The 20,390-nt window shown below is 63.9% G+C and carries 22 protein-coding genes; 10 read left to right on the top strand and 12 right to left on the bottom strand.

What is annotated here, in order from left to right:
- The first annotated feature begins 17 nt into the window (after positions 1-17).
- Positions 18-1,085, top strand: a complete 1,068-nt coding sequence (locus X265_RS15040; protein WP_128965519.1) for a threonine aldolase family protein — start codon at positions 18-20, stop codon at positions 1,083-1,085.
- Here X265_RS15040 and X265_RS15035 read toward each other — a convergent pair whose 3' ends face one another.
- The 4 genes from X265_RS15035 to grxD are packed head-to-tail and all read right to left on the bottom strand — an operon-like array spanning position 1,086 to position 4,536.
- Entirely contained in the window at positions 1,086-2,342 is a 1,257-nt protein-coding gene (locus tag X265_RS15035; protein ID WP_128965518.1) for a serine hydrolase domain-containing protein, read from the bottom strand. It abuts the gene before it with no gap.
- Entirely contained in the window at positions 2,323-3,609 is a 1,287-nt protein-coding gene (locus X265_RS15030; protein ID WP_164938597.1) for a serine hydrolase domain-containing protein, read from the bottom strand. The genes X265_RS15035 and X265_RS15030 overlap by 20 nt, the downstream gene beginning before the upstream one ends.
- 45 nt (positions 3,610-3,654) lie before the next feature.
- A complete protein-coding gene (locus X265_RS15025) occupies positions 3,655-4,206 on the bottom strand; it encodes an O-acetyl-ADP-ribose deacetylase (RefSeq protein ID WP_128965516.1) in 552 nt (183 codons plus the stop codon).
- 3 nt (positions 4,207-4,209) lie between these two features.
- Complete coding sequence (grxD, locus tag X265_RS15020) at positions 4,210-4,536, bottom strand: Grx4 family monothiol glutaredoxin (RefSeq protein WP_128965515.1); 327 nt, start codon at positions 4,534-4,536, stop codon at positions 4,210-4,212.
- 238 nt (positions 4,537-4,774) lie between these two features.
- On the opposite strand from grxD, the gene egtB reads away from it, so the two are divergent.
- Positions 4,775-6,073, top strand: coding sequence for an ergothioneine biosynthesis protein EgtB (egtB, locus tag X265_RS15015; RefSeq protein ID WP_164938596.1), 1,299 nt, complete (start codon positions 4,775-4,777; stop codon positions 6,071-6,073).
- A gap of 50 nt (positions 6,074-6,123) precedes the next feature.
- Positions 6,124-7,095, top strand: a complete 972-nt coding sequence (gene egtD, locus X265_RS15010) for an L-histidine N(alpha)-methyltransferase (protein WP_164938595.1) — start codon at positions 6,124-6,126, stop codon at positions 7,093-7,095.
- Positions 7,096-7,098: 3 nt separating this feature from the next.
- Here the strand turns inward: egtD and X265_RS15005 are convergent, their stop codons facing one another.
- Together X265_RS15005 and X265_RS15000 are read right to left on the bottom strand one after the other, a co-directional pair.
- Positions 7,099-8,292, bottom strand: a complete 1,194-nt coding sequence (locus X265_RS15005) for a low temperature requirement protein A (RefSeq protein ID WP_164939006.1) — start codon at positions 8,290-8,292, stop codon at positions 7,099-7,101.
- 40 nt (positions 8,293-8,332) lie between these two features.
- Positions 8,333-8,569: a BolA family protein gene (locus X265_RS15000; protein ID WP_092293730.1), complete on the bottom strand. Its 237-nt coding sequence runs from the start codon at positions 8,567-8,569 to the stop codon at positions 8,333-8,335.
- A gap of 192 nt (positions 8,570-8,761) precedes the next feature.
- Here X265_RS15000 and X265_RS14995 point away from each other — a divergent pair, with 192 nt between their 5' ends.
- Together X265_RS14995 and X265_RS14990 are read left to right on the top strand one after the other, a co-directional pair.
- Positions 8,762-9,121, top strand: a complete 360-nt coding sequence (locus tag X265_RS14995) for a DUF427 domain-containing protein (protein WP_128965511.1) — start codon at positions 8,762-8,764, stop codon at positions 9,119-9,121.
- A gap of 64 nt (positions 9,122-9,185) precedes the next feature.
- Complete coding sequence (locus X265_RS14990; RefSeq protein ID WP_128965510.1) at positions 9,186-10,301, top strand: alpha/beta fold hydrolase; 1,116 nt, start codon at positions 9,186-9,188, stop codon at positions 10,299-10,301.
- Between the two features lie 8 nt (positions 10,302-10,309).
- Here the strand turns inward: X265_RS14990 and X265_RS14985 are convergent, their stop codons facing one another.
- Entirely contained in the window at positions 10,310-10,483 is a 174-nt protein-coding gene (locus tag X265_RS14985; RefSeq protein WP_092228199.1) for a DUF1328 domain-containing protein, read from the bottom strand.
- A 181-nt stretch (positions 10,484-10,664) separates the two neighbouring features.
- On the opposite strand from X265_RS14985, the gene X265_RS14980 reads away from it, so the two are divergent.
- Complete coding sequence (locus X265_RS14980) at positions 10,665-11,852, top strand: acyltransferase family protein (RefSeq protein ID WP_128965509.1); 1,188 nt, start codon at positions 10,665-10,667, stop codon at positions 11,850-11,852.
- Positions 11,853-11,966: 114 nt separating this feature from the next.
- Here X265_RS14980 and purL read toward each other — a convergent pair whose 3' ends face one another.
- Entirely contained in the window at positions 11,967-14,177 is a 2,211-nt protein-coding gene (purL, locus tag X265_RS14975) for a phosphoribosylformylglycinamidine synthase subunit PurL (protein WP_128969275.1), read from the bottom strand.
- A gap of 187 nt (positions 14,178-14,364) precedes the next feature.
- Between purL and X265_RS14970 the strand changes: the two genes are divergently transcribed.
- A complete protein-coding gene (locus X265_RS14970) occupies positions 14,365-14,844 on the top strand; it encodes a PaaI family thioesterase (RefSeq protein WP_164938594.1) in 480 nt (159 codons plus the stop codon).
- 48 nt (positions 14,845-14,892) lie between these two features.
- On the opposite strand, the gene purQ is transcribed toward X265_RS14970, so the two are convergent.
- Complete coding sequence (gene purQ / locus X265_RS14965; RefSeq protein WP_128965508.1) at positions 14,893-15,594, bottom strand: phosphoribosylformylglycinamidine synthase subunit PurQ; 702 nt, start codon at positions 15,592-15,594, stop codon at positions 14,893-14,895.
- Positions 15,595-15,761: 167 nt separating this feature from the next.
- On the opposite strand from purQ, the gene corA reads away from it, so the two are divergent.
- Complete coding sequence (gene corA / locus X265_RS14960; protein WP_128965507.1) at positions 15,762-16,778, top strand: magnesium/cobalt transporter CorA; 1,017 nt, start codon at positions 15,762-15,764, stop codon at positions 16,776-16,778.
- Between the two features lie 14 nt (positions 16,779-16,792).
- On the opposite strand, the gene X265_RS14955 is transcribed toward corA, so the two are convergent.
- From X265_RS14955 to purC, 3 genes are read right to left on the bottom strand one after another with little or no spacing between them, the layout of a single operon-like run.
- Entirely contained in the window at positions 16,793-17,047 is a 255-nt protein-coding gene (locus tag X265_RS14955) for a hypothetical protein (RefSeq protein WP_128965506.1), read from the bottom strand.
- Positions 17,048-17,058: 11 nt separating this feature from the next.
- Positions 17,059-17,301: a phosphoribosylformylglycinamidine synthase subunit PurS gene (gene purS, locus X265_RS14950; RefSeq protein WP_128965505.1), complete on the bottom strand. Its 243-nt coding sequence runs from the start codon at positions 17,299-17,301 to the stop codon at positions 17,059-17,061.
- Positions 17,302-17,314: 13 nt separating this feature from the next.
- Positions 17,315-18,082 (bottom strand): phosphoribosylaminoimidazolesuccinocarboxamide synthase, encoded by a 768-nt coding sequence (gene purC / locus X265_RS14945; protein ID WP_172782948.1) that lies wholly within the window; start codon positions 18,080-18,082, stop codon positions 17,315-17,317.
- 342 nt (positions 18,083-18,424) lie between these two features.
- Here purC and X265_RS14940 point away from each other — a divergent pair, with 342 nt between their 5' ends.
- A complete protein-coding gene (locus X265_RS14940; RefSeq protein ID WP_128965504.1) occupies positions 18,425-18,748 on the top strand; it encodes a DUF1476 domain-containing protein in 324 nt (107 codons plus the stop codon).
- A gap of 92 nt (positions 18,749-18,840) precedes the next feature.
- Positions 18,841-20,271 (top strand): adenylosuccinate lyase, encoded by a 1,431-nt coding sequence (purB, locus tag X265_RS14935; protein WP_128965503.1) that lies wholly within the window; start codon positions 18,841-18,843, stop codon positions 20,269-20,271.
- The last annotated feature ends 119 nt before the right edge of the window (positions 20,272-20,390 follow it).

Below are 20,390 nucleotides of genomic sequence, written 5' to 3'. Positions count from 1 at the left end.
CTTTGAGGAGCCGTCGCATGCTCTACATCCCTCCTCCTGTTGATCCCAAGGCGCCGCCGGTGCGCATCAATCTGCTCTCGGACACGCAGACCAAGCCGACGGCTGGGATGCGCGATGCGATGGCGCGAGCCGAGGTCGGCGACGAGCAAGTCGGTGACGATCCGACCGTGAATGCGCTGTGCGAGCGTGTTGCGGATCTGCTCGGCAAGGAGGCGGCCGTCTACATGCCCTCGGGCACGATGTGCAACGTCACCGCGACGCTGGTGCATTGCCGTCCCGGGGACGAGATCCTGGCGCACGAGACCGCGCACATCATCGCCCGCGAGGGCGGCGCGCATGCCGCCATCGGAGGCTTCCAGGTGACACAGCTGATGGGCGCCGACGGCCAGTTCACGCCGGAGACGCTCCGGAAAGCACTGCACCCGCGCACGCGCTACCAGCCGCCGCAGACCGTCGTCAGCGTCGAGCAGACCGCCAATATCGGCGGCGGCACGATCTGGAAGAAGGCCGCGCTCGACGAGATCGTCGCAATCGCCAAGCAACATGGCCTCGTCACCCACATGGATGGCGCGCGCCTCCTCAACGCCACCGTGGCAAGCGGCATCTCCCCGCGCGACATGACCGCGGGTTGGGATTCGGCCTGGATCGACTTCTCCAAGGGCTTGGGCGCACCGATCGGCGGCGTGCTTGCGGGCTCTCGCGCCTTCATCGATGCGGTCTGGCAGTGGAAGCAGCGCCTCGGCGGCTCGATGCGCCAGGCCGGCATCTGCGCGGCCGCCTGCATCTACGCTCTCGACCATCACGTCGAGCGGCTTGCCGACGATCACGCCAATGCGCGCGCGCTCGCGCGCGGGCTGTCGCAGATCGCAGGCATCGAGGTGCAGGAGCCCGAGACCAATCTCGTGTTCTTCAAGCCCGACGGCGCCGGCGTTCCCGGCGACAAGATGGTCGCGCTACTCCGCCAGCGCGGCGTCACGCTCGCGATGATGGACGGCCGCATCCGCGCCTGCACCCATCTCGACGTCAACGCGAGCCAGATCGATGAGACGATCGGATACGTCCGCGAGATCGTGCGCGCCGCGTAGTCAGCGCACAAGCGCTCCGTAGACCAGCCGCTTCAGCTCGTCCTGGATGGGCCCGCGCTGCGCGGGCGACTGCATCATGCAGATCACGAACATGTCGTCGGCGGGATCAATGAAGAAGAAGGTGCCGCCGACGCCGTCCCAGCGGTACTCGCCCGCCGGCACCCGACCGTCCGCCATGATGCGCACGGCAAAGCCGAGACCAAAGCCGCTGTCACGCCCGGGAAAGTAGAACCCGGGATCTTTCGTCACGCCGCTTCCCTTACCGATCTGGTCCGATGTCATCAGCGCCACGGTCTCGCGCCTGAGATAGCGGCGACCGTCGAGCTCGCCGCCATTGAGCAGCATCTGCGTAAAGCGCGCATAGTCTCGAATCGTGCCGACCATGCCGGCCCCGCCGGACTCCCAGCGACGCGGCGCGGTCGCCTCCGTGATGCCGGCAACGGGACGATCGAACCAGTCCCCGGGCAGGGGCTCGGCGATCCGCGGCCGCCTAGCCTCGTCGGCGACGAAGAACGCCGTGTCGCGCATCGCCAAGGGATCGAGCAGCCGCTGCTTCTCGAATTGATAGAGCGACAGGCCCGAGACGACCTCGATCACCCGCCCGAGCACATCGGTGGAATGGCCGTAGTCCCACAGCGTTCCCGGCTGCTCGGCGAGCGGCAGGCGCGCGAGCCGCGCGACGAATTCTGCGTTGTCAGGATCGCCGTCGAACAGACCGGCCTGGGCATAGAGCCTGCGCACAGGACTGTCGCCGTAGAAGCCATAGGTGATGCCGGAGGTGTGTCGGAGCAGGTCGCGTACCGTGATCGGTCCCGCCAGCGGCTGCAGCGCCAGCCCGCCGTCGGCCGCGGGGACGCCAACCTGCACATCGGCAAAGGCCGGAATGTATTTGGCGACGGCATCGTCGAGCGCGAGCTTGCCGTCCTCCACCAGCATCATCGCCGCCACGGAGGTGATCGGCTTCGACATCGAGTAGAGGCGGAAGATGGTGTCATCCGTCATCGGCTGCGCTGTCTTCACGTTGCGCAGGCCGAACGTTTCGAAGAGCACGGGTTTGCCGTGCTGCTGGATCAGCAGGATCGCGCCGGGAATCCTGCCGGCGGTGACCTCGCGACCGAGAAGCGCGCTGACGCGGGCAAGTCCTGCAGCCGTGAAGCTGCGGGCGAGCGGCATTTCGGCGCGGACGGGCCGCGCCGCACCGACCAGCAGAGCAAGCGCGGCAACGAGGACGAGAGCCTCAGTTCTCCATGGCCTCATAGATCAACTGCTTCAGCGTCCGCTGCACGCGCTGGCGCTCGCTCGGGGTCTGCTCCAGCAGGACGAAGAACATGTCCTGCTTGGGATCGATCACGAAATAGCAGCCGGAGGCGCCGTCCCATTTCAGCTCGCCGAGATCGCCGGGCGGCGGCGGCTTGGCGTTGCCGGGATCGGTGCGGACCGCAAGCCCGAGCCCGAAGCCGAAGCCGTCGCCGGGGAAATAGAAATAATCGCGATCGACGCCGGAAGCCGGGCCGATCTGGTCGGTCGTCATCAGCTTGAACGTCGCGGGCTTGAGAATGGTCTTGCCGTCGAGCGTGCCGCCGTTGAGCAGCATCTGGGCGAAGCGTTGATAGTCGGCCATGGTCGTGACCATGCCGCCGCTGGCGAACTGGATCTTCTTGACGACGGTCGGATCGTTGATGCGGCCGACCCGGAAGTCGGAATCGTTCGGCACCGGTTGCGCCAGAAGCTTCTGCTTGGCGGGGTCGGTGACGAAGAAGCCGGTATCGACCATGCCGAGCGGGTCGAGCAGCTTCTCCCGCATGATGTCGATCAGCGGCTTGCCCGCCGCGATCTCCATCACGCGCGCCAGCACGTCGGTGGAATGACCGTATTGCCAGAGCGCGCCCGGCTGGTTGTGCAGCGGCAGCTTGGCGATGCGTTCGGCGAACTCGGCGAGGTCGAAATCGCCGGCGTAGATGTTGGCGTCGCGATAGGCTTTGCGGACCAGGCTGTCACCATAGAAGCCATAGGTGATGCCCGACGTGTGCGTCATCAGATCGTGGATCGTGATCGGCCGGTTCGGCGGCACCAGCTCGAGCGACTTGGTGCCGTCCTCGGCTTTCTTCTCGACGCCGACCTTCACGTTGGCGAAGGACGGGATGTATTTCGACAAGGGATCGTCGAGCTTGATCTTGCCGTCCTCGATCAATTGCATCGCGACGACGGAGGTGATCGCCTTGCTCATCGAGAACAGGCGGAAGATGGTCTTGTCCGTGATCGGCGCCTTGCTGACCACGTCCTGCACGCCGAAGGCTTCGTGATAGACCGGCTTGCCGTGCTGCTCGATCAGCACGGTTGCCCCCGCGATCTTGCCGGTCGCGACCTCGTTCTTGAAGAACTCGCTGACCTTGGCGAGCTTGTCCTGATTGAAATGGGCGCCGGCGGGAATTTCGTAAGTGCCTTCCGCGCGCGCGAGCGACATCGCGCCGAGCGATAGAAGCGCACCGCAGAGCAAGGCAAATCGTCGAAAATGTAAAATCATATCCCCTCCCCGGAACATGGCCGGCGGAGTGTACTGAAGGGGTTGTCAGGCACAAGGGCTGCCGTGCCGTCCGAGCGCCTCGGCATGGAGTTGGGCGCTTGGCTCGGAGAAACAGCAGAAAATGACCCGACCCACGGATGGCGCGGCGCTGAGCCCTTCGATCGTCGTGCGCACCGCAATCTCGGCTGCCCGGTCGGCCGGGAAACGATAGATGCCGGTCGAAATCGCCGGAAATGCCACCGAGCTCAGGTTGTGCTTGCCGCACAGCTCCATCGCGCGGCGATAGCAGGAGGCGAGCAGATCGTCCTCGCCGAGCGTGCCGCCATTCCAGACCGGCCCGACGGTGTGGATCACATGTGCGGCCTTGAGCCGATATCCCCTGGTGATCTTTGCGTCGCCGGTCTTGCAGCCGTGCAGCATGCGGCACTCGGCGACCAGCTCGGGCCCGGCCGCCCGATGGATCGCGCCATCGACGCCGCCCCCGCCATGGAGCGACGTATTGGCGGCGTTGACGATGGCGTCAACGCTCAGCGTGGTGATGTCGGCAACGATGATCTCGAGCTGGACGCCGCCGATCCGGCGCGTCAGCACCGTCACGGATCAGGCCGCGACGACGACGCCCTTCTCGGAGAAGAGCTGCTGCAATTCGCCGGCCTGGAACATCTCGCGGACGATGTCGCAGCCGCCAACGAACTCGCCCTTCACGTAGAGCTGCGGAATCGTCGGCCAGTTCGAGTATTCCTTGATGCCGTTGCGGAGCTCGGCGGATTCAAGGACGTTGAGGCCCTTATAGCCGACGCCGATATGGTCGAGGATCTGGACGACCTGGCCGGAGAAACCGCACTGCGGAAATTGCGGCGTCCCCTTCATGAACAGAACCACGTCGTTCGCCTTCACTTCGTTGTCGATGAATTCCGCAATGCTCATATCCGTGTCCTTCTGGGGCGGAGCCCTCAACCAAATCCTCGGGCCGGCTCAGCCGATCTAACCCGATGCCTGCCTATATATGTAGCCCAAACCGTTGTGCATCCAAAGTAAAATGGCGGCGAGAGGCCGGCGGCGGACGGTTTGCCCCACCCGGGTCCATAGGCTGATGACATCAATATCATCGCTGGAGAGGACTTTCATACCGTAACGGAGCCCCTATCTAGGACGAACCCTGGTTTTGGAACCTGGTCTCGCCAACAACGTTCTCTTGTCCTGTCTGGAGAAAAACGTGACGAAACAAGCCTCCGCTACGGCCACCCCGCCGCTTTCGTCACCATCGCCCGTCCCAGGCAGCCTCGCTCAGGGGCTCGAAACCGCCTTTCTCGCCGTGCGCAACGAGACCGAGCGCCGGGCTGCACCGCTTTCACCGGAAGATCAGCAGATCCAGTCCATGCCGGATGCCAGCCCGATCAAATGGCACCGGGCGCATACCACGTGGTTCTGGGAGCAGTTTCTGCTCGGCGAACACGCGCCTGGCTATCGGCCGTTCCATCCCGACTTCGCCTTCCTGTTCAATTCCTATTACGTCAGTGCCGGCCCGCGCCATGCCCGCAATCATCGCGGCGACATCACCCGGCCCAGCGCGAGCGAGGTCGGCGCCTATCGCAGGCATGTCGATGCGGCCGTCGTCGGGTTCTTCCGCGAGGCCGGCGAGGACAAGCTTCGTGCGGTCGCGCCTCTGGTCGAGGTCGGGCTGAATCACGAGCAGCAGCATCAGGAATTGATGTTCACCGACATCCTGCATGCCTTCGCACAGAACCCGGTCTATCCGGCTTACGACAACGACTGGCGCTTTCCGGCCGCGACGCGCGGCGGCGAGGAGTGGCTGACGCTCAACGAAGGCATCCACACCGTCGGCCATGTCGACGACAGCTTCCATTTCGACAACGAGAAGCCCGCGCATCGCGCTCTCGTCGGCCCGGTGAAGGTCGCCCGCAATCTCGTCACGAACGGCGAATGGCTCGCCTTCATGCGCGATGGCGGTTACGCGAAGGCAACGCTGTGGCTGATGGACGGCTTTGCCACGGCCAGCAAGGAAGACTGGCAGGCCCCGGGCCATTGGCGTGAGGTCGATGGCGGATGGCAGGTGATGACCCTCGCCGGCCTGAAGCCGGTCGATCCGGACGCGCCCGTCTGCCACATCAGTTATTACGAGGCCGATGCGTTCGCGCGCTGGGCCGGAAAGCATCTGCCGACCGAGACGGAATGGGAGGTCGCAGCCCGGGCGGGGCAGCTCAACGATGCCTTCGGCATCGTCTGGCAGTGGACCCGCTCTTCGTATTCTCCCTACCCCGGCTATCGCGCCATTGAAGGCGCGCTCGGCGAATACAACGGCAAATTCATGGTCAACCAGCTGGTGCTGCGCGGCTCTTCGCTGGCGACGCCCGAAGGTCACAGCCGCGTCACGTACCGCAACTTCTTCTATCCGCATCACCGTTGGCAATTCACGGGGTTGCGGCTCGCTGACTATTTCTAGTTCTCATCCGACGATCAATGCGCGCCGGACAGCGCGTTCAGGAGAGTATCATGAATGTGCACGCCAGCGCTTTGGCCGAAGCCCATCTTCCCGACGAGCAGACCACTGCCTTCGCCCGCGAGGCCATCGAGGACCTCTCGCAGCAGCCGAAGAAACTGTCGCCGAAATATTTCTACGACGCGACAGGGTCGGAGCTGTTCGAGGCGATCACGCGCCTGCCGGAATATTATCCGACGCGCACCGAGCTATCGATCCTGAAGGAGCGTGGCAGCGAGATCGCCAAGATCATTCCGGAAAATGCCGCGCTGGTGGAGTTCGGCGCCGGCGCGACCACGAAGGTCCGTCTGCTGCTGAACCAGTCGAAGTTCGCGGCCTATGTCCCCGTCGATATCTCCGGCGACTTCCTTCAGGCGCAGGCGAATGGCCTGAAGCGCGACTTCCCTGCTCTCGGCATCTATCCGGTCGCCGCGGACTTCACCACTGCGTTCGAGCTGCCGAAGGCGGTCGCATCAATGCCCAAGGTCGGCTTCTTCCCCGGCTCGACCATCGGCAATTTCGAGCCCGATGAAGCGCAGGCGTTCCTCAAGAGCGCCCGCCAGATCCTCGGCCGGGGCGCGCAGATGATCGTCGGCGCCGACTTAGAGAAGGAAGAGCGCCTGCTCCATGCCGCCTATAATGACGCGGCCGGCGTCACCGCGCGCTTCAACCTCAATGTCCTGGTGCGGATCAACCGCGAGCTTGGCGGCAATTTCGACCTCTCCGCCTTCACCCACCGCGCGATATACAACCACGCGCGGCACCGCATCGAGATGCACCTGATCAGCCGCAAGAGCCAGACCGTGCGCCTGCTCGGCACCAGCTTCTCGTTCAAGCCGGGCGAGAGCATCCACACCGAGAACAGCTACAAATACAGCATCGAGCGGTTCGCGGCGCTGGCGCAAGGCGCCGGCTGGCGCGTGCGCGAGAGCTGGACGGATGCGGCGAAGATGTTCTCGGTGCATGCACTGGAGGCGGCTGACTAACGCTCAATGCTCGCTGGCCTCCTCCGGCTTAGAGCCCAGCGACACCGACTCCCACATCGCGACCACGATCATGATGACGCTGGTCGCGACCGTCAGCCAGAGCGGTGACAGGTCTGCAGCGAACCACCACAGCGCCGCGAGCGCGACGATGCCGATGCCGTGGGAGAGCTGGAGGAAGCCGCGGATCGCGTGCTTGAACAGGATGGTGCCGACCAGGAACACCAGCGGACCGCCGATCGTGCTCACGATGGTGCGGACGTCCGAGTGCCCTGAGGGGTGCTTCAGCACCAATTCGTCGGAGACGGCGGTCAGAATGATGCCGGCGACGATCGGCATGTGCAGATAGGTGTAGGCGAGCCGCGCCAACCGACCGGATTCGGCTGATTTCGAGATCCGTTCGGAGCCGGCTTCCGCGCCCTTGTGGAAATAGACCCACCACATCGCAATGCTGCCGACCAATGCTGCGATGAAGGCGAGCATGTTGTCTGCGGTCCAGTCCAGCTCGGCAAAGGTCGCGCCGTTGACGACCACGGCTTCGCCGAGCGCGATGATCACGAAGAGTGAGCAGCGCTCGGCCATGTGGCTGCCCTCAACGGCCCAGGCCCCCACCGACGAGAAGCCCAGCCTCGGTACCCAGAAGCGCACCGCGGGCGAGATGTATTCCCAGGTGACAGCGGCGATCCACAGCCATAACCGCGTCTCGCCGTCCGAAAAGCCGCCAGCGATCCACAACACCGCCGAGATCGAGAGCCAGACGAGGATGCGGATTGCGTTATGCCGGACGGCGATGCGATGGCGCGGCGTCGCGAACATCCAGAACGCGGTCCGGCCGACCTGCATGGCCGCATAGGCGACCGCAAACCACAGGCCCCGCCCTTCGAAGGCGGTCGGGATCGTCGTCGACAGCACGAGGCCGCCCAGCATCATCGAAAACAGCAGGAGGCGGACCGGTGTCAGATCGGGATTCAGCCAGTTGGTGACCCAGGCGGTGTAGACCCACACCCACCACACCGCGAGAAACAGCACGGTGACATGCACCGCTCCGAGCGGCGTGAAATGGTGCAGCAGCGTATGCGAGATCTGGGTGACGGCGAAGACGAAGACGAGGTCGAAGAACAGCTCGGCATTGGTGACGCGGCTTGGCTGGTTGGGCACGATCACGCGAAACATCGCGCCGCGCTTATTCTCCGCAGCCATCATCGTCCCCGTCGCACGATCAGATCAGGCGCCGATCAGGTCAGCTGCCCGGTACTCCGGTTTGCAGCGCCAGCGCATGCAGCACGCCACCCATCTGGCCTTGCAGGGACCGGTAGACGATCTGGTGCTGCTGGACGCGGGATTTGCCGCGGAAGGATTCCGAGATCACGGTCGCGGCATAGTGGTCGCCGTCGCCGGCGAGGTCACGGATGGTCACCTCGGCATCGGGGATCGCTGCCTTGATCATCGCCTCGATATCGTGGGCGTCCATGGGCATTCGGGTCTTGCTCCTTCTGTCGGCTTACGGCTTAGGCATCGAATCGCTGCCGGGGTCCCCTCTCCGGCGGGGCCAAACTTAGCGTGAACGGCCTTCTACGTCACGCCTCCAGGCACTATATCCCTGATCCCATCGGGATAAAGGCACGACAAAGTGCCGCGCGCGGCAGATCGATCGAAAAGGCGTGAAATCATGAAGCTTCCAGGGCCGGACCACCCTATCACCATCACCCAAAACCCCCGCCGCGTCCGCATCATGGCGGGCGATATCGTCGTTGCCGAGAGCAGCAGGGCGCTGACGCTGAAAGAGGCCAAATATCCGGCAGTGCAATATCTGCCGCGGGAGGATGCCAACATGGCGCTGCTGGAGCGCACCGAGCGCACCACCCACTGTCCCTACAAGGGGGACGCCAGCTATTACAGCATCAAGGCCGACGGCAAGACGCTCGACAACGCGATCTGGACCTACGAGACGCCGTTCCCCGCGATGACGGAAATAGCAGGCCACCTCGCCTTCTATCCGGACAAGGTGAAGATCGAGGAAGTGGGATAGACTGACGGCGCCGCAAGGCCAGGGCGGCCATCGGGCTGCTTTCCCAGTCGATATAAGGCACAAGATGCCACGCAAGGCCGCACGACTGGTCGGGGTCTCGTTGCTCGGGCTGGCCGGCGTCTTCGTCATGATCGCCGCTGCCGGATTTGGTTTTCGCGCCTACCGCCAAAATCTTGCCGCCGAAACCCTCGCGATCCGCTCTCCCAACGGCGTGCAGGAGGGCGCATATGTCGACATCGGCGGCGTCAAGCAATGGATTCAAATCCGCGGCGAGGATCGGGATAACCCGGTTCTCCTGTTCGTCCACGGCGGCCCCGGAGGGTCGAGCTGGCCGATCTCATCAGGCTGGCTGCCCTGGGAAAAGCATTTCACCGTCGTGCAATGGGACCAGCGCGGCGCCGGCCGTACCTATGGCGCCGCTGGTGAGGCACTCGCGCCATCAATGACGCTGGAGCGAATGACGCAGGATGGCGTCGAGCTGGCCGAATATTTGCGAGCGCATCTACACAAGGACAAGATCGTCCTGGTCGGGCATTCCTGGGGCTCGTTCCTGGGCATTCACATCGCCAAGCAGCGGCCGGATCTGTTTTATGCCTATGTCGGCACGGGACAGATGGTCGGCAGGACAACATTCGAGAAGTCGTTCGAGCTCGCGATCACGCATCTGCAAGAGTTGGCGCAGTCCGCCGGCAACAGCGAGGCTCTGGCAGAATTGGCGCCGATTGCCGCACGGCCTCTGATGAATCCGCAAAATCGTCTGGTTGCGGACAAATGGAGCAAAGCGCTGGCCCTGCCATCCATCGAGAGCTTCCGGCTGGCGGGCCCCGTCCCCCCCCTATTCATGCCGGATTTCTCGCTGCGGGACTGGTATAACTGGCGCAAAGGCATGGCCTTCTCCGCACGATATCTGCGCGGACGCGAGGGCCCCATGTTCAAGCGCGACGTCGCCTCGCTCGGACTCTCGTTTCCGATTCCGATGATCTTCAGCGAGGGCGATGCGGACTACAACACGCCGAGCGAGCCAGCCGAACAGCTCTTCAACCAGATCACGGCGCCCCACAAGGAATTCGTCCGGGTGCACGGCGGGGGACACTTCATTCCGTTCGATCGTCCCGATGAATTCCTGGCGGAGCTGATGGCCCACGTCATGCCGTTCGCGCGCGATCGAGGGCCGACGTGACGGCCTCGCTACGCCCTGAAGATCGTGAGCCCCAGGATCAGCAGCACCAGGAAGATCACGACGAACACATAGAACAGGAACCGGGCGACATCGGCGGAGGCGGCCGAGATGCCGGTGAAGCCGAGCACGCCGGCCACGATCGAGATCAGCAGGAAGATCAGCGCCCATTTCAAGATCGTCATCGCCAGCTCCGCATATCGGCGGCCGCAACCGGCGGCCCCTCACCTTTTCGGGGACGCTAACGGCCTTATGGGGAACTGGTTCCTTCAGGCTGACGGATAGTTTTCGCAACGCAAACTGCCCTTGCTGAATCGGGTTCCCGGCGGCACAGTCCGGCCGGATAGACACGCGACCGGGGCGACCATGATTACGATGTCACACTCTGCGACGATCGCCGCAGAGACGCATGCCGAACCGAAGGCCAAGGTACGCAATCTGTCGCTCGACCGCGCCCGCACCTTCCTGACGCTGGTGGTGCTGCTGCATCACGCCGTCATTCCCTACACCCATTTCGGTCACACCGATCCGGCGTCCTGGATCGGCTTCGACATCATCGTGCTCGCCACCGACAGCTTCTTCATGGCGATGTTCTTCTTCCTGTCGGGCCTGTTCACCTGGCCCGGCATCGCGCGCAAGGCGCCGCAGGTCTTCCTACGCGACCGCCTGCTGCGGCTCGGCCTGCCGTTCGCGGTGGCGGCGTTCACCGTGATTCCGCTCGCCTATTACGCGATCGCGCTGCGCGAAGATCCCGAGCTGACCTTCGCGGCGTTCTGGTGGAAGACCGTCACATCAGGACCGTGGCCGAGCGGCCCGATCTGGTTCGTCTGGGTTCTATTGGCGTTCGACCTCACCGCGAGCCTGCTCTACCGGGTCTCGACGCATCTGGTCGATCCAGGCAACCGCATCTCGATCCGGGGATTCAAGCAGCCGGCCGCCTTCTGGCTGATGCTCGCGGTCGTCACCATCATCGCCTATGTGCCCGCACTGGTCTATTTCGGCGCCAACAGGTGGTTCGAGTTCGGTCCGTTCTCGGTGCAGGCGAGCCGCATCCTGCTCTACTTCGCCTATTTCTTCATTGGCGTCAGCGTGGGGGCTGCGAATTTCGATCGCGGCATCCCCAGTGCCGATGGGCAGCTGCCGAACAGCCGCTGGCTCTGGGTAATCGTGACGCTGATCCCGTACTGCCTGATGTGGTGCATGATCTACATCAAGCGCGAAATCCTCGATAATCCGGACGTGCTGCCGCACTGGTACCATGTCTTCTACGGCACGTTCTTCGCGCTGTTCTCGGCTTCGATCCTGCTGGCGATCCTCGCCTTCTTCCTGCATTCGAAGACGCCGGGACCGACCCTGCTCGACCGCATGCAGGCCGATGCCTATGGCATGTTTCTGGTGCACTACCCGATCGCGCTGTGGATCCAGTATGCGCTGTTCGACTATGAACTGCCGGCGATCGTGAAGGCCGCAATCGGCTTCGTGCTGACCGTGATGTTGAGCTGGGGCGTGACGGCGAGCCTACGGAAAATTCCGGGCGCCTCGCACGTGTTGTGAGGCCAAGATATCTCCAATCGTCATTGCGAGCGCAGCGAAGCAATCCAGAATCCCTGCGCGGGACCAGTCTGGATTGCTTGCTGCGCTCGCAATGACGGAATTTGTAGCCGCAGCTTACGCTGCCTTCCCCCCCATATAATCCGGCAGCCAGCGCTCGTGCGAGGTCCGCAAGTTGTCGATCGTCACCGGCGCTTCGCCCGCGATCGCAATCGCATCGCCGCCCGTGGTGCCGATCCGCACGCAAGGCACCTCGCAGCCGCGCATCTTGGCGAGCACGCGGCCGGCTTCGGTTTCCGGCACAGTGACGAGATAGCGCGCCTGATCCTCGCCGAACCAATAGGCCTGTGACACCAGTGCCGTCGGCGCCGCCAGCAGCTTGGCGCCGATGCCGCTCGCCATCGCCATCTCGGCGAGCGCGATCAAAAGGCCGCCGTCGGAGAGATCATGCACCGCGGTCGCGGTGCCCGCATGGATCGTGCCGCGCACGCAATCGCCGTTGCGCTTCTCGGCGGCGAGATCGACCGGCGGCGGCGCGCCCTCCTCGCGACCGCAGATGTCGCGCAGGTAAACCGACTGGCCGAGCCAGCCATGGGTCTCGCCGACCAGCAGGATCGCCTCGCCTTCGGCCTTGAACGCCAGCGTGGCCGATTTGGTGAAATCGTCCAGCAGGCCGACGCCGCCGATCGAGGGCGTCGGCAGGATCGCGCGGCCGTTGGTCTCGTTGTAGAGCGAGACGTTGCCCGACACGACCGGGAAGTCGAGCGTTCGGCAGGCTTCCGAGATGCCCTTCAGGCAGCCGACGAACTGGCCCATGATCTCGGGCCTTTCAGGGTTGCCGAAATTGAGATTGTCGGTGATCGCGAGCGGCTTGCCGCCGACCGCGGTGATGTTGCGCCAGGCCTCCGCCACGGCCTGCATACCACCTTGATAAGGATCGGCCTCGCAATAGCGCGGCGTAACGTCGACAGTCAGCGCCAGGCCCTTCGGTCCGTCCTGCACGCGCACGACGGCGGCATCGCCACCGGGGCGCTGCATGGTATTGCCGAGAATGACGTGGTCGTACTGCTCCCAGACCCAACGCTTGCTGCACATGTCGGGCGTTCCGATCAGCTTCTCCAGGGCGGCGCCGAGCGCCATCGGCGCCGGCACCTCGCGCGCATGCACGATCGGCAGTGCGACGGACGGGACGTGCGGACGGTCGTACACCGGCGCCTCGTCGCCGAGCTCCTTGATCGGCAGGTCGGCCATGACGTCGCCGCCGTGCTTGACCACGAAGCGCTTGCTCGGCGTGGTGTAGCCGACCACCGCGAAGTCGAGGCCCCACTTCTTGAAGATCGCCTCGGCTTCCTTTTCCTTCTCGGGCTTGAGCACCATGAGCATGCGCTCCTGGCTTTCCGAAAGCATCATCTCGTAAGCGCTCATGCCGATCTCGCGGGTCGGCACCGCATCGAGATCGAGATCGACGCCGAGGTCGCCCTTGGCGCCCATCTCGACCGCCGAGCAGGTCAGGCCCGCCGCGCCCATGTCCTGGATCGCGATGACGCAGCCCTTCTCCATGATCTCGAGGCAGGCTTCCAGCAGCAGCTTTTCGGCGAAGGGGTCGCCGACCTGCACGGTCGGACGCTTCTCCTCGGACTTGTCGTCGAACTCGGCCGAGGCCATCGAGGCGCCGTGGATGCCGTCGCGACCCGTCTTGGAGCCGAGATAGACGATCGGCATGTTCACGCCGGAAGCGGCCGCATAGAAGATCTTGTCGGCGTCGGCAAGGCCCACCGCCATCGCGTTGACGAGGATGTTGCCGTCATAGCGGGTGTGGAAGCGCACCTGGCCGCCGACCGTCGGCACGCCGAAGGAATTGCCGTAGCCGCCGACACCGGCGACGACGCCGGAGACGAGATGCCGCGTCCTGGCATGCTCGGGTGCGCCGAAGCTCAGCGCGTTGAGGCAGGCGATCGGGCGTGCGCCCATGGTGAAGACGTCGCGCAAGATACCGCCGACGCCGGTGGTCGCGCCCTGATACGGCTCGATGTAACTCGGATGGTTATGGCTCTCCATCTTGAAGACCACCGCCTGGCCGTCGCCGATGTCGATCACGCCGGCGTTCTCGCCCGGGCCCTGGATCACCCAGGGCGCCTTGGTCGGCAAGCCGCGCAGATGGATGCGCGAGGACTTGTACGAGCAGTGCTCGTTCCACATCGCCGAGAAGATGCCGAGCTCGGTGAAGGTCGGCTCCCGCCCGATCAGCTTCAGGATGCGCTCATATTCATCGGGCTTGAGCCCGTGGGCGGCAACCAGCTCGGGGGTGATCTTGGGTTCGTTCTTCATGGCTTCAGGGGCTTTCGGCGGCGGTTTGGCCGTTCTTAGGAACATCGAGGGCTTCCGGAAAGCCCTTTATGGCGCATTTTCCCGCTGTCCCACGTTTTGCGGGCGTGCGGCCCGAGGGAACAGCAATTGCATGGCGTGGACAGATCGGATTTAAGGACTCAAGATCCGCAATTGAAGGCCTATTTCCTTGCACGAATTGACCAAAACGCCCCCGCCCCGCCGTCCCGATCTCCACATCGCCACCGAGGGCGAATTCCTGGGCTGGCGGACCTGGATCCGCGACAGCTTTGAAGCCCATGTCGGCCCCTTCTGGCACCGGATCGAGGCGGATGGCAGCGTCCGCTGCGCCTTCCGCGTCGAGAAGAAGCACCTCAACGGCTCCGGCAACGTCCACGGCGGCTGCTACATGGCGTTCGCCGACTATTCGCTGTTTGCGATCGCCACCCATGTCCTGGACAGCCGGGCGGTGACGACCAATTTTGCCTGCGAATTCCTCGACGCGGCCCGCGAGGGCGAGCTGATCGAATGCACCGGCAAAGTCAGCCGCGCCGGCGGCTCGCTGATCTTCCTGCGCGGGGAGATGAGGGCCGGCGAGCGGCTTTTGCTGACGTTTTCCGGCACGATCAAGCGGATGAAGCGCAAGTCGCTCCCGCCGCCGAACGCATAATTCGACGGCCCGGCACGGGTGACCACCCGCGCCAGGACGCAATGAAGCTTACGCGGCCTTTTCCAGATGTGCGGTAAGGCCCGCGAACAGGCCGCGGCCGTCAGTGCAACCCATGATGTCTTCGACGTGGTTTTCCGGGTGCGGCATCATGCCGAGCACGTTGCCCCTGTCGTTGACGATGCCGGCGATGGAATGCGCCGCGCCGTTGATGTTGCTGGCATCGTCGACGACGCCATCGGCCGAGCAATAGCGATAGAGCACCCGCCCCTCGCCTTCGAGCCGCTTGATGGTCTCTTCATCCGCTTCGTAATTGCCTTCGCCATGCGCGACCGGCACGCGGATCACCTGGCCGGCATTGTAGCCGCGCGTGAACGGCGAGTCGGAGCGCTCGACGCGCAGATGCACATCCTTGCAGATGAATTTCAGCCGCGCATTGCGCATCAGGACGCCCGGCAAGAGGCCGGACTCGCAGAGAATCTGGAAACCATTGCAGACGCCGAGCGCGAGCCCGCCCTTGGCCGCATAATCGCGCACCGCATCCATCACGGGCGCCCGCGCGGCAATCGCACCACAGCGCAAATAATCGCCGTAGGAGAAGCCGCCGGGCACGACCACGAGGTCGGTGCCGGCGGGCAGCGTCGGTTCGGCATGCCAGACCATCGCCGGCTCGTGGCCCGAGATCAGCTTCAGCGCCCGCGCCATGTCGCGCTCGCGGTTGATTCCGGGAAAGACGAGGACGGCGGCTTTCATGCTTCGGGTTCCGACAATGGCTGGAATCGGGCTGGCCCCGCGGGCCAATTCATCAGGAGACATAGCCATTTGACGGGGATTTTACCAGTGCTAGCCTTGCTTGATGGCCTTGTACACAGGCCATAGCCAAGGCCTGTGCCCAACGATCTTGCCCGGGGATGGAAGCCATGAATGTCCCGTCGCGGCCCATATCTCCTGCCGAACCGGTGTCCACCGAGGGCGTCGTCGCTGCAGGCGCCTATGTCGACGGCCGGCGCGTCGCGAACATCGCCATCAGCGAAGCCTCGAGCTGGCGGGCCAAGCCCGGCCATGTGGTGTGGATCGGCCTGCACGAGCCGGATACCGCGCTGCTCGGCGCAGTGCAGAAGCAGTTCGACCTGCACGACCTCGCCATCGAGGACGCCGACCACGCCCATCAGCGGCCGAAGATCGAGCAATACGGCGAGGCCCTGTTCATCGTGGCGCGCACGGCGCAGCTGATCGAGGGCCGGATTACCTTCGGCGAGACGCACATCTTCGTCGGCGAAGGCTATCTCGTCACCGTCCGCCACGGCGCCTCGACCTCCTACACAGCGGTCCGCGAGCGCTGCGAAAGTTGCCCGCGGGCGCTCGCCCGCGGCGAGGACTACATCCTCTATGCGATCCTCGACTTCATTGTCGACAACTACTCTCCCGTGCTCGAGAGCATTCACGACGAAGTGGAAGGCATCGAGGACGACGTGCTCTCGAAGCCGATTAGCAAGGCGCAGATCGAGCGATTGTACATGCTGCGCCGCGACCTCCTGCGGCTGCGCAACGCGATCGGACCGCTGGTCGAGGTCTGCCGCCGGTTGGAGCACGACGAGCTGTCGATGGTGCGGAAGGCCATGCAGCCGCTGTTCCGCGACGTCACCGATCACGTCCGCAACGTCCAGGAGCGGATCGATTCCATGCGCGAGGTGTTGGCCTTTGCCTTCGAGGCGAGCCTCTTGGTGGGCCAGGCGCAGGAGACGGCGGTGTCGAAGAAGCTCGCCTCGTGGCTTGCGATCCTGGCCGTGCCAACCGCCTTTGCCGGCATCTACGGCATGAACTTCAAGAACATGCCGGAGCTGCAATGGGAGTACGGCTACTACACCCTGCTCGGCGTGATGGCGATCTCGTGCGCCGCGCTCTATTGGCGCTTCCGCCGCGCCGGCTGGTTGTGAGCGCCCGTCCGGTTTTATCGGACAGGCGTCTCGTTGAGCTCGAGCCTGCGCTCGATGCGATCGAGCCGGCCTTCATGCCTCACCAAGGTGGCATGAACTGCTGCGATCTCCTGAAAGACACTCGTAACGTCTTGGCGAGCAGCATTCTGGGACGTCCGCAACGCCAGGATTTCCTGCTTCATTTCATCGATTTTACCATCGACCTGCGCGAGCCGCGCCTGGACCGATTTCGAAACCTCGAACATCAGCTCTGGCGTCACTTCGGACATTCCGCCCGCCTTTATGCTTTCATCTCGATTGCATAATTCTCGATCACGGTATTTGCGAGCAGCTTGTCGGCCGCGTCCTTCAGCGCGGCTTCGGCCTTGGCCCTGTCGGCGCCTGCTAGCTCGATGTCGAACACCTTGCCCTGGCGCACGCTGGCGACGCCGTCGACGCCGAGCGACTTTAACGCGCCTTCGATGGCCTTGCCCTGCGGATCGAGGATGCCGGTCTTCAAGGTAACGGTGACACGTGCCTTCACGTCATCTTCCTCTTCAGCTCTTCACCAGCACGGGACCCGTGCCCTGCGGACGCTCGTTCTCCATGAGGATGCCGAGGCGCTTTGCAACTTCCGTATAGGCCTCAAGCAGGCCGCCGAGGTCACGACGGAAACGGTCCTTGTCGAGCTTCTCGTTCGATTTGATGTCCCACAGACGGCAGCTGTCCGGCGAGATTTCGTCGGCGACGATGATGCGCATCATCTCGTTCTCGAACAGCCGGCCGCACTCCATCTTGAAGTCGACGAGGCGGATGCCGATGCCGAGGAAGAGGCCGGTGAGGAAATCGTTGACGCGGATGGCGAGCGCCATGATGTCGTCGATCTCCTGGGGCGTGGCCCAGCCGAACGCGGTGATGTGCTCTTCCGACACCATGGGGTCGTTGAGCTGGTCGTTCTTGTAATAGAATTCGATGATCGAACGGGGCAGCTGGGTGCCCTCCTCGATGCCGAGGCGCTGCGACAGCGAGCCGGCGGCAACGTTCCGCACCACCACCTCGAGCGGCACGATCTCGACCTCGCGAATCAACTGCTCGCGCATGTTCAGGCGGCGGATGAAATGGGTCGGCACCCCGATATCGTTGAGGTGCTGAAACAGGTACTCCGAGATCCGGTTGTTGAGGACACCCTTGCCCTCGATCACCTGATGCTTTTTCGCATTGAACGCGGTGGCGTCGTCCTTGAAGTGCTGGATCAGGGTACCGGGCTCGGGACCTTCATACAGAACCTTTGCCTTGCCTTCGTAAATGCGACGCCGACGGCTCATTGGGATGTACCGTGTTTTGTTGAAATCCATGTATTTGGTGTGCTCCGGTTACCAGGTTACGACCCACAGCGGAGCTGCCGTGAACGGTTTGGAACCGATCCGAACCCAAGGAAAACCTGACGGAAAACCTGAGGAAACAGAACGGGAACCAAGCCTTTAGGCAACCTATCCGATTGGCTGTCCCAGCACAATCGATCCGGCCCATCCGACGCTGACTTATACCGCCTTGCCTGCGGCTTTTCGGCTCGTTGTTTCGCCGATAGTGCCCTCTATGTAGGCATGGGCGGGAGCCCTCGCAACGAGGGCCGCCGGGTCCGTTCAGCCGAAGGAATTGGAAGACGCATGAGCGAATTCGACAAGCGCGAAGAAGGCTTTGAGAAGAAGTTCGCCCTCGACGAGGAGCAGAAATTCAGGGCAGAAGCCCGCCGCAACCGGCTGCTGGGGCTATGGGCGGCCGAAAAGCTCGGAATCTCGGGCGAAGCCGCCTCGGCCTATGCCAAGGAGGTGATCGCGGCCGATTTCGAGGAAGCCGGCGACGGCGACGTCCTGCGCAAAATCATGGCCGATTTCGCCGCCAAAAACGTCGCCATCACCGAGCAGGCGATTCGCGCCAAGATGAGCGAGTTGATCGCGGTCGCAGCCGCCGAGGTGAAGACCGGAAAGTAAGCTTAACAGCGGCGGCAGACGGCGATGGAAGCCCGGCCGCCGCTCCTCCTCCCGGACTTGCAGCCGGCCCCCAGCGGTGCCAAATGGGCGGCATGTCACAGGATCACATTTCCAACGTCCTCGCCCAACGCTATGCCTCGCCTGCCATGCGCGCCATCTGGAGCGGCGAGGGCAAGGTTCGCCTCGAACGCGACTACTGGATCGCCGTGCTGAAAGGCCAGCGCGACCTCGGCATCCCGGTGCCCGAGGGCGTAATCGAAGCTTACGAGCGCGTGAAGGACCAGGTCGATCTCGACTCCATCATGCGGCGCGAGCGCATCACGCGCCACGACGTCAAAGCCAGGATCGAGGAGTTCTGCGACTTGGCCGGTCACGAGCACCTGCACAAGGGCATGACCAGCCGCGACCTCACCGAGAACGTGGAGCAGCTCCAGGTCTATCGCGGGCTGCAGCTGATCGAGACCAAGAGCATCGCCGCCCTGATTCGCTTTGCCAGGCACGCCAAGCAGTTTCGCGACATGCCGTTCACCGCGCGCACGCACAACGTCGCCGCGCAGGTGACGACGCTCGGCAAGCGCATCGCCATGTTCGGCGAGGAGATGCTGGTGTCGCATCAGAGCTTGGTCAATGTGCTCGACACCTATCCCGCGCGCGGCTTGAAGGGCGCGGTCGGCACCAGGCTCGACCAGATCACGCTGTTCAACGGCGATGCCGGCAAGGCGCGCGCGCTCGAAAAGCAGATTCTCAAGCACCTCGGCCTGCCCAGGAGCTTCGATTCGGTCGGCCAGGTCTATCCGCGCAGCCTCGACTTCCGCGCCGTCAGCGTGCTCACCGAGCTCGCCAGCGGTCCCGGCAATTTCGCCAAGACGCTGCGCCTCATGGCGGGCCACGAGCTCGCCAGCGAAGGCTTTGCCAAGGGCCAGGTCGGCTCGTCCGCGATGCCGCACAAGATGAACAGCCGCTCCTGCGAGCGCATCAACGGCCTGCATGTCGTGCTGAAGGGCTATCTCGCCATGGCGGCGGGCCTAGCCGGCGATCAGTGGAACGAGGGCGACGTCTCCTGCTCGGTCGTTCGCCGGGTCATGCTGCCCGACGCCTTCCTCGCCATGGACGGCCTGCTCGAGACCCTGCTCTCCGTGCTCGACCAGATGGAAATATTCGACGCCGTCGTCGCAACCGAGCTCAACCGCTATCTGCCCTTCCTGCTGACCACCACGGTGATGATGGAAGCCGTGAAGAAAGGCGCAGGCCGTGAAGGCGCGCACGAGGCGATCAAGGAGCACGCGGTCGCGGCCATCCGCGATCTGCGCACCGGCAAGATCGTGCAGAACGATCTCTTGAAGCGTCTCGCCGCCGATCAGCGTCTCGGCCTCAGCGAAGCCGAGCTCGCCCAAGTGCTCGAGCACGGCCGCGCCAATTCCGGCGACGCCGGCGCCCAGGTCGACTACTTTGCCGAGCAGGTGGACGCACTGGCGAAGGCGAAGCCCGAGGCGGCCAAGTACACGCCCGGCGCGATCCTCTGACAGGTTTCACCGTCATTGCGAGGAGCCCGCGACGAAATTGCGAAGCAATTTTGCGCTGGCGACGAAGCAATCCAGTCTGCCGCCGTGGAAAGATTCTGGATTGCTTCGCTTCGCTCGCG

Source organism: Bradyrhizobium guangdongense (assembly GCF_004114975.1).
Lineage (GTDB): Bacteria > Pseudomonadota > Alphaproteobacteria > Rhizobiales > Xanthobacteraceae > Bradyrhizobium > Bradyrhizobium guangdongense.
This window is presented reverse-complemented; position numbering and strand designations above follow the sequence as displayed.